Source organism: Azospirillum sp. TSO5, assembly GCF_003116065.1.
In the GTDB taxonomy this organism is placed as follows: domain Bacteria; phylum Pseudomonadota; class Alphaproteobacteria; order Azospirillales; family Azospirillaceae; genus Azospirillum.
Window position 1 is genome coordinate 1 of sequence record NZ_LGQY01000111.1, and the last position, 8,393, is coordinate 8,393.

Here is an 8,393-nt window from a genome sequence, read left to right on the forward strand (position 1 = left end):
GACCGCGACGCCGCGGCCGCCCAGAAGGCGCGCGAGACCGCGGCGGATCTGGACCGGCGGCGCGACGATGCCGAACGCCAAGCGCGCGATGCGGAGGAAAAGGCGCGCGCGGCTGCCGGGCGCCTAGTCGAGGCGACGAAAAAACTCGAGGCCGCTCAGAAGGAGCTCGAGACCGCGCAGGCCGGGGCCAAGAACGCGGAAGGGCAGGCCGCCGAAAATCGCGGCATCCGGGACCGCGCCGCCCAGGAGATCGCGGACCTGCGGGCGGAGGCGGTTCGTTTGCAGGCCGTCCGTCAGGAATTGGGGGAGCGGGAGAAGGCCCTGTCCGCCGCCCGGACGGCGCTCGAAGAGACCGAGCGCCGCCGTGCTGCTGCGGCGGAGTCCGCGGCGCGCGCAGAAGCCCGCCGCCAGGAGGCCGAGAGCGCCGCGCTGACGGCCGAGGCCCGCATCAAGCATCTGGAAGGGAGGGCGGCCAAGTTGGCGGCCTCGATCCAGGCGGCGGGCTCCCAGCCTGCCACAGCGGTTCCCGGCGCGGCTGTGACGCCGGCCCTCGAACTCCAACCGACCTCTCCCGCCCGCTGATCGCGCCGACAAGGAGCTCGTTCCGATGGACCTCATCGATCCCGGCCACACCCCTTATCTGTTCCTGTTCGGCGCCCTCCTGGCGTTCTCGGCGGTCTTGTTCGGCATCGCCGCCCTCTACACCAATGGCATGGTCCTCAAGCGCGTACCGGCCGCCGCCTTCCTCGAAGATGTCACGGCGCGCCTCGCGGCCAAGCGCGAGGAGCTGAAGGCCGTCGAGCTGGCCGAAGAGGAGCGCCGCCGCGAAGCCCGGGAATCTCTGGTCGAACTGGAGCGCGTTCGCGCCGCCCGTCAAGCCGAGGAGGAGCGTCTATCCGTCATCCGTGTGGACATCGAAGCTTCGAAGGACGAAGCCCGCCGGGCCGAGGAGGTCTCCGCCGATCTCGCGGCGAAGCTGGAGAAGCTCGCCGTCGTGGAGCAGGAGCTCCTGGCCAAGGAGGAGCGCCTCGAGGAGCTCGCGCGCCGCGAGGACCGCGTCGCCGATGCGGAGATCCGCATCGACGAGGTCGAGGCGCGGATCGCCGAATTGACCAATGCGAAGACCAAGGCGCAGGAGGAGTTCGACCGGACGACCGGAGATCTCGCGGCGAAGCGGGAGGAGCTGAAGGCCGCGGAACTTGGCGTGGCTGAGGCGACGGCGAAGGCGGAGGAAGCCCAGAAGAGCCTGGAGGCGGCGCGTAGCGAGGCCACGGCCATGGAGGACCGCGTCGCGGAGCTTCAGCGTCAGGCGCAAGTCTTGGGCGAGGAGGCCAAGGCCATCGAGGAGCGGACCCGCGAAGCCGAGGCGCGGATCGTCGAACTCGCCGACGCGAGAACCAAGGCGCAGGAGGAGCTCGACCGGACGACCGGAGATCTCGCGGCCAAGCGGGAGGAGCTGAAGGCCGCGGAACTTGGCGTGGCCGAAGCGACGGCGAAGGCGGAGGACGTCCAGAAGGGCTTGGAGGCGGCGCGTAGCGAGGCCACGGCCATGGAGGACCGCGTCGCGGAGCTTCAGTGTCAGGCGCAAGTCTTGGTCGAGGAGGCCAAGGCCATCGAGGAACGGACCCGCGAAGCCGAGGCGCGGGCTGAAGCCGCAGGGAAAGCGGCCGCCGCTGCCGAGGAGGCGGCCGCGACACAGCGGACGCTCCTCGCCGAGGCAGAGAAGGCGAGCGCCGAGGCCGTTTCGGCGCTCGAAGGCAAGCGGAAGGAGGTGCTCGAAGCGGAGCGGTCCGTCGCCGTCCTCCAGGTGCGGGCTTCCGCCCTGGAGGCGGAGATCCTGCGCTTGCGCGGCGAGCACGCCGGCGGCTCCGCCGCCGACGCGGACGGCAAGGCGCCGCCTCTCGACCTCGAGCGGGTCCCCGAATGCCTCGGCGCGCAGGAAGAGGACGGACGGATTAAGCCGGCGATGGCGAAACGCTTGGCGCGCACCGACGAGCGCGATGCCCTGGAAAGCGTCCGCAAGCACCTCTCCGCCCTCAAGCTCTCGTTCCCGGAGCGGACCCTCAAGGCGTTCCACACCTGCCTCAAAGTGTCGCCGATCAGCCCCATCACCGTCCTCGCCGGCATCTCCGGCACCGGGAAGAGCCAGCTGCCGCGGCGGTACGCGGAAGCGATGGGGCTGCACTTCCTCAAGGTCGCGGTGCAGCCGCGCTGGGACGGGCCGCAGGACATCCTCGGCTTCTACAACTACCTCGAGAAGTCCTACAAGGCGACGGACCTCGCCCGCGCGATGACGCATCTCGACCCGGTCAACTGGCCGGACCGGGCGCGGCCCTTCCAAGGGCACATGATGCTGGTGCTCCTCGACGAGATGAACCTCGCCCGCGTCGAGTACTACTTCTCCGAATTCCTCAGCGGCCTGGAAGGGCGCCCGCTGCCGGGGACCGAGACCGAGGACCGCGTCCGCAAGCTCAGCCTCCAGTTGGACCTCGGACGTATCGGCAAGGGCGTCCGCAGCCTGTACGCCGGCCACAACATCCTCTTCGTCGGCAGCATGAACGAGGACGAATCGACGCTCTCGCTCTCGGACAAGGTGCTCGACCGCTCGAACCTCCTGCGCTTCCCGCGGCCGGAGACGCTCGCCAACGAGCCGCCCTCGGACCACGACGCCGCCTTCGACGCGCACCTCCCGGAGGAGCAGTGGCGCAGCTGGTGCCGACGGTTCGATGCGCTGCCGGATCCGGTGAAGACCAACGCCAAGGATTGGGTGCGCCGTCTGAACGAGGCCATGGACAGCATGGGCCGGCCCTTCGGCCATCGGCTGAACCAGGCCATCCTGTCGTACGTCGCCAACTATCCCGGCTCCGACGACCAGGGCGTCGCCCGCATCGCCTTCGCGGACCAGATCGAGCAGCGCATCCTGCCAAAGCTGCGCGGCGTCGAGCTTGCGGACTCGGCCGCGCCGCTCGAGAAGCTCCACGGCCTGATCGCCAACGACCTCAAGGACGACGAGCTCGCGAAGGCGCTCCGCGACGCCATGGCGGACGATGGCACCGGACGGACGTTCAACTGGCGCGGGGTCCGGAGGACCACCTGATGCCGGCTCTCCCCTTCCTGCTGACCGTGCCGTGGGGGCTCTACGCGGAAACGCCGATCCACGGCGCTACGCCGCGCGTCCCGCTGCGCGCCGGCGCACCGGCGCGCGCGATGGCCGCACATGGCCTCATGCTCGCCGTCCCCGCCGCCGCGCGCGTGCTCGTCGCCGGCCGCCGCATGCGCATGCAGCAGGAGGGGGCGTCCTTCGACTGGGCGCGCGATCGCTTCGCGCTGTACGGCCTCCCGTCCGGGATTCGGCCCGAGGAGCGGGCCCTCACGCTCTCCATCGGCACGCCAGACGCGGAAACGGCGGCGTCCATCGAACTCGACGGCTATTTGCCGAAGCCGCCGAAGCGTCAGCCCGACGCCCCGGCCGCCGACGGCGATCGCATCCAGGACTTCATCCTCAAGGTGCTGTCGCGCATCCGCGAGGCGGAGACGTCGGAGGGCGAGCGCCCTGCGGGCGGCTCGGCCGCGTGGTCGCGCATCGCCACGGCCTGGACCGCCACCGAAGCAAATGCGCTCGACGCCCCCAAGGAGCTCATCGTCGAACACGCCGAGACCCATCGCCGCGTCCTGATGGAGGTCGCCCAGCACCCGCGCCGGGTGCTCGCCCGCGTGCGCCGCCTCATGCCCCTCGATCGCATCCAGGAGATCGACAAGGGCTGCATCGACTGGCTCATCCGGCAGCCCGGGACGTCGATCGAGGAGAAGGCCGGGCCGCGCCAGGCGGTGCTGGGGATCGCCCGCGAGGAGAACCTGAACACGCTGGAGAACCGCGTCTTGAAGGACCTGCTGCGGCGCTCGGCGATGGAGGCCAACGGCTACTTGCGCGCCAACAAGCGCTACGCGGCCAGCGAGCGCTACCGTCTGGTCGCGTCCTACGGCGGCCTCTGCCGCCGCGCCTGGCGCGAGCTCGAGACGCAGGGCATCGCGGACCCCACCCATCCCGTCATGCCCAACTACGTGCTCCAGCACGACGCCCGCTACCGGTCGATCTGGCAAGCCTACCAGGAGATCCTGGGCGACGAGCAGCGCCAGGACGACACGTGGCGTTGGCAGCGGCGGCTGTGGAGCGACTTCGTTCGGCTTTCCGTTCACATCGCGCTCAGTCGGATCCCGAGATGCCGCCCTGTCGCGCTCAGTCCGTTGCGGATCCGGCGCGAGCAGGGGCGCGGCCGGTGGAGCGACCTGGCCCAGCAGAGCGGACTCTTCCTGCTCCGTCGCCCCGGCCGCGACCTGGCGATCTCCGTCCTCGACGCCACGCTGTCCGACGGCCATCCGGCGCTTCGCCCATGGCAGCACGCGCTGGGCGCCACCATCGTCCTCGCGGTCGAGGACTGCGCGACCGGACGCCAAGCCGCCATCTGCGTCTGGCCGATCCACGGCACAGGGTCTGAGCCGATCGCGCTTTCGGAGTTCATGTCGTCCGCCGACGAGGCTCTGCGCGCTGTCGTCGAGGAGGAGCGACGCTACCGGGATGTCCGAGAGGAGGTCCGCGGCTTGGTGATCCGCTCCACTCTCGACGCGGCCGACCCGGATTGGGGGCAGCGGGGCCTCGTTTACGGCCTCGCGATGGGGCCGTCCGCGGAGATGATCGACGAGACGATGGAAATGGGCGCCATGGTTCTTGAGGACGCCATTATGTCGTTGCGCTGGTAGGAGGCGACGATGGACGGAAGCGTCATCGAAGATCGTTCGCCTCCCTCGGCGCCGGCGGTCGGTGTGGATCTCAACGGTGTTCACGACCGCTGCGTCCTCGTCGGCGCGGTCCGCGAGGCTTTTACCGGCCCGCCTGGGCCGATCGTCGTCCCGCTGGGCGGGGCCCAGGTGCTGACCGGCGACGAGGCGATCTCGTCGTTCCATGGTCGCGGCTGGCCGTCGCCGCCCGAGGCCGCCAGCGCGCACCCACGCTTGCCGGTCCTCGGGATGATCCAACACCTCGGGCGCCACCATGCCGCGGAGACCCAGGCGCCGGACCTCGTCCTCGGCCATCACATCCGTTCCGTCGTCCCGCCGCGCGCGCGCAGCTGCGTCCTGGCGGTGCCGGATCTCCCGGAGTACGACGAGGACGTCCGCAACGCGGTCATCGAGTGCGGCGGGCGCGTCGGTCTCGACGTGAAGCTGCTGTGGCGGCCCGTCGCGGCGATGCTCGGGTGGGGGGAAGACGCGACGCCGGATGAGTTGGCGCGCCTGCACGATGCCGATGCGCTCGTCGTGCAGATCTTGCCGGACGGCATCACGGCCACGGGCTTGCGGTTGGAGATTCTGCCGCTCGACGGTCGTCCGGCGATCGTGCCGGTGCGTCGGCGGGACGACCTCCGCGCCGTCGCCCGCTACGATGGCGCGGACCTCGCGTCCTTGCTCTGGATCGCGGCGACCGCCGATGCGGAGGGCGATCCCGGCATGGCTGGCCAGATCCTCTGGTCAACTGGACGCTATCGGAATCCGCTGGCCGGTCTGGAAGCCGCGGACGGCCTCGTGCGCGGAACCGACGGGCGCTGGCGGGTAATCGACGGCGGCGGGACGCTACCCGAAGCCGCCGCAAGCGGCATTGTGCGCGCGATCCAGGCGTTCTGCGCGGATCACGCGACGGCGCTACAGCGCGCGAGCCTCGTCGTCGTGGAAGGGCCCTTGGCCGCCGCCGTCTTGGGCGAGGGAGCCGGCGCGACCACCCCGCTGGCCGTCCTCGCGGACCTGATCCGCTCCCTTCGGCCGGACGGGGCGGCATTGGTGACCGTCGCCCCGGAGCGCGGGCTCGTGGCCCTCGGATGCGCCGTCTACGCGCGCCGACGCGCTCTCGGGCAGACCGCCTACTTCGACTTCCTGCCCGCCATCGAGATCAACGCTATCCGCGACGGCCGGCACCGGTTCGTCCACCTCGTCGAACCGAGCGCGCGCGTCGAGGGTGGCATGACCTACGAGCGGTCGCTCCTCGACCGCTTCGAGGTCACCGCCGGGACGGAGGAATTGGAGTTCTACCTGCTGAAGCAGGATGAGGCCGGAGCGCGGCACAGCCACGTCCGCCTCCCGAAGTCTCCGGTATCCGACGTCAGGGTGGTCATCCACGTCACGCAGATGCCGGCCCAGGGACATGCCCGCGTCGAAGTGCGCCCCGAGACCGCGGGGGCCCTCGGCGCGGCGCCGGTGCTTCTCGACTGGGGGTGCATGGAGGCGACCGACGACGACCGGGACGCTATTCTGCGCCGTCTGAACGAGAAGGGAAGTTACCCCGCCGTCACCCCTCAGGAGGCGCACATCTGCCTCTGGACCTGGACCCGCGCGAGCGGTTCCTCCTTGAGGACGGATCTCGACGCTTACCTTCGCATCGGCACGCCGGACGTGGCCAACGCCATGGCCTACAAGAGGTTCCTGAGCGGCAGGCTTGAGAAGACCTTCGCGGTGCGGGCGTCCCCAATGTTCGCGACGGGTGGCGCCGATCCAGATCGGCGACCGTACACCTTGTTCTCGTCCGACGGACGAACGCCCGCTGCGATCGAAGACGATCCGGCCTGGACCGGTCGGCTTCGGGCGGCGCTGGCCAAGCTCGACGCGGATTACGCCACCCTGCTCTCGGCGCCCGCCCTCTCGCCGACGCAGCGGAGCATCCTGCGCGCCCTGCGGAAGATCGCAACCTTCACCTTCGGCGCTTGCCCCCCGGCGGTCCGCGGATCGTTCCGGCGGATGTGCGCCAACAACGCCCCCGATGGTCGAGCCGCGATGTACATGGGGCGCGTTCTGCGCGACGAGGCCGATCTCGCCGCCCTGTTCACGTTCGCGTCGGAAAGGGCGTGGCTCAGCATGAACTCCGGTAAGGCGTTAAATTCCGATATCGCGAAGGCCATGGCGGACGTCCTTGCCTTCCACGAGCCCGCCGGGGAAACACTTCAGCCGGAGCAGGCCGACAGGCTGGCGAGGTTCGCGTCGGCAATGTTCGACGAATGCACGCATCATCAACGTCCGCAGAAGTACGCCGGAGCCTTGCGCCTCACCGCCTTCCTGCTGCGCCATCGCATGCGTCGGCACGACTTCCTGTATCCGGACGCGGTGGACAAGGAGACATCGGGTCTCGGCAAAAGGCTCGAGAGCCAGTTGAAGGCGTTCAGGGAGAAGACCGCAAAGAGATCCTACGGGTCTCAACACGATGCCGCGATCGATGAAATCCTTGCTCTACTCAGGCATAGGGGCAAAGGCCTGAGGATTGAAATTGACGATGAGGTGAGTGATGAAGAAACGGAAGACAACAATGAGTGATTTCACTTCCGATCAGAGCACATAGTATCGCCTTATAATCGATCTGATGCGTCCTCTCGGACACAAGGGGCATATCCCGACGCTGCGGAGAGGATCGGCAAGGATAGCAGGCCGAGGCAACACAAATTCCTGCGCGTTCAAAGGTTTGATGGCGGATCAGAGATCGGCAGACACATCGGCAATATTCTGGTCGCTGTCGCGGAAATCAGAAACAGGACCAATGGGTTAGCGGATTGGATGATTGGCAGACGTTGAACGGAGAATCGGGACAGCGCGGCTGGATACTCCGTTCCCGCCGGGATGGCAGCCCCTTCGTCCAGTTCTGTATGCAGCCGTGTTCGGGACCAGCAACATGCCCAGCCGAAAAGAAGGCTCCCTGCCCCGTTGGTCGAGGCAGGGAGCCGGTATCAGGAGCCGAAGCGCGGTGGGTCCTTATAGCGGGACCCACTGTGACGCTCCGGTGCTCCCACCTACTGCGCAGCGCCCTTGCTCAAGAGATGCACACGGATGACCGGCCTATCGAACCCGCGGAGCAGAAGCAGGCCGGCGTCAAGAGCCGCGTCGAGATCCTCCACAACATCGAAAATGTCCTGTACCGACAGGGAAAGCCGGTAGTCCATCGCCTCCGCTGCCTGGACGATCATGTCCAGCTTCCGACGGTCGGCGGCGCCGCGCTGACCGCAGGCCCAGCGCTGCAGGGTTTCCTGAAGCCAGTCCACGAACTTCATGGTCGCTGCGCTCTGCTCCGCCGGAAGCACACGGATGATCGCGTCGTCTTCGATGCACGCGGCCAGGGCCGCGCCGCTCCGAACTGGGGTGGTCATCATCATCACGGATCGTCCTGAGTTGCGACCGCCCGGTGTGGCGGCCCGCAGGGCAGCCGCCACGCCGGGTGGACGCAACGCCGACGCGCTCCGACCGCTGCCTGTCACCTCACATACTCGTCACGGATCCGGGGCTTGGACGTAAGCGGAGCGTGATCGCACCGGATCAGGCGTTGACGGCGGGCTTCCAGTTCCAGGGGAGCAGATCGGCAAGGCGTG

General features: G+C 68.8%; 4 protein-coding genes and 1 pseudogene. 4 read left to right on the top strand and 1 reads right to left on the bottom strand.

The features are described 5' to 3' along the window. From TSO5_RS32795 to TSO5_RS24755, 4 genes and pseudogenes are all read left to right on the top strand, one after another. Positions 1 to 582, top strand: a pseudogene (locus TSO5_RS32795) (hypothetical protein); the annotation flags it as partial. A 25-nt stretch (positions 583 to 607) separates the two neighbouring features. Next, positions 608 to 3,097 (top strand): AAA family ATPase, encoded by a 2,490-nt coding sequence (locus tag TSO5_RS24745; RefSeq protein WP_109154119.1) that lies wholly within the window; start codon positions 608 to 610, stop codon positions 3,095 to 3,097. Continuing rightward, the gene (locus TSO5_RS24750) at positions 3,097 to 4,758 is read left to right on the top strand and encodes a DUF2357 domain-containing protein (protein ID WP_109154120.1); all 1,662 of its coding nucleotides are present in this window, start codon (positions 3,097 to 3,099) and stop codon (positions 4,756 to 4,758) included. The genes TSO5_RS24745 and TSO5_RS24750 overlap by 1 nt, the downstream gene beginning before the upstream one ends. A gap of 9 nt (positions 4,759 to 4,767) precedes the next feature. Next, positions 4,768 to 7,350, top strand: a complete 2,583-nt coding sequence (locus tag TSO5_RS24755) for a hypothetical protein (RefSeq protein ID WP_109154121.1) — start codon at positions 4,768 to 4,770, stop codon at positions 7,348 to 7,350. Between the two features lie 470 nt (positions 7,351 to 7,820). Here the strand turns inward: TSO5_RS24755 and TSO5_RS24760 are convergent, their stop codons facing one another. Beyond that, positions 7,821 to 8,180, bottom strand: coding sequence for a hypothetical protein (locus TSO5_RS24760; protein WP_109154122.1), 360 nt, complete (start codon positions 8,178 to 8,180; stop codon positions 7,821 to 7,823). Positions 8,181 to 8,393 lie beyond the last annotated feature (213 nt).